The organism is Methylobacterium sp. C25, assembly GCF_021352225.1.
Classification (GTDB): Bacteria; Pseudomonadota; Alphaproteobacteria; order Rhizobiales; family Beijerinckiaceae; genus Methylobacterium.
In genome coordinates this window covers 1-1,142 of record NZ_JAAUVI010000033.1, presented here as the reverse complement: position 1 = coordinate 1,142, position 1,142 = coordinate 1, and the positions used below count along the sequence as shown (strand labels likewise).

The following is a 1,142-nucleotide window of genomic DNA, read 5'->3' as shown; positions in this document are numbered from 1 at the left end:
GCCCTGCGGCATCGTCTCGGTGCCCGGCGTCTATGGCGGTCCGGTGCCGATCAACATGGGCTCCGTCGTCCAGAAAGGTCTGACCATCAAGAGCGGTCAGACTCACGTGAAGCGCTACCTGGAACCACTGACTAAGCTGATCCAAGAGGGCAAAATCGACACTACGTCGATGATTACCCATCGCTCGACGAATCTCGCTGACGGGCCGGATCTATACAATACTTTCAAGGACAAGAGGGACGGTTGCGTGAAGGTGGTCTTCCACCCAAGCTAACTTTGCTCAGCCGTCGTCGAATTCTCTCCTGATCAATTCCGCAAGGATAAACATGACTTATCTGCGATACGCAGCCGATATCGAGAAGCCCGCCGCGGACGAGCAGGAGACGATCGACGGCATCATTAAGGGTATGACGCAGCAATCCGAGACGGTCGAGGCCCGCGAGCACCATGCCGTTCGGGCGAGCCACGCCAAGAGTTCGGCCTGCGTAACGGGCGAGTTAACGATTGCTGCCGGCCTGCCTCCAGAGTTGGCGCAGGGCCTGTTCGCGACGCACGGGACGCACCCCGTCGCTGTGCGGTTCGCCCAAGGTCCCGGAGAGACGCTCGGCGACCGCGTCTCCACCCACCGCGGCATGTCCATCAAGGTGTTCGACGTGCCCGGCGAGAAGCTGCCCGGCCACACCGTCGACACGCAGGACTTCGTGCTGGCGACCGGCACGACGTTCCCGTCGGGGACTGCGGCCGGCTTCCTTCGTGACGGGACCGTCATCGGCAAGGCTACAGGGCTGCCGGAGGGGGCCAAGAGCGCCGTCTCTTCGACGATGCGTAACCTCAACAAGGTGTTGCACGCGTTCGGGACCGAGAGTGCGCTCGCCGACTTTTTCGGCCACCCCTACAGCCATCCTCTGGCCGACAGTTACTTCAGCCAGGCGCCAGTGCGTTACGGCGACTACGTGGCCAAGCTCGGCGTGGTGCCGGTTGCGCAGGCGCAGCTCGCCCTGGCCGATTGGCGCTTAGACCCCCATGAAGACGAGAATGGCTTCCGGCATGCCACAGCCGCCTTCTTCCAGGAGAACGAGGTGGTCTACGAGCTGAAGGCGCAGCTCTGGGCAGATGCGGAGAAGCAGCTCATCGAGGATGCG

The 1,142-nt window shown here is 62.5% G+C and carries 1 protein-coding gene and 1 pseudogene; both read left to right on the top strand.

Annotated features, from left to right (window positions below; genetic code table 11):
• Window positions 1-274 (top strand): annotated as a pseudogene (locus HCU64_RS25720) (glutathione-dependent formaldehyde dehydrogenase); the annotation flags it as partial.
• Window positions 275-326: 52 nt separating this feature from the next.
• Window positions 327-1,142, top strand: an 816-nt coding sequence (locus HCU64_RS25715; RefSeq protein ID WP_233387223.1) for a catalase family protein, incomplete at its 3' end; no start/stop codon positions are given.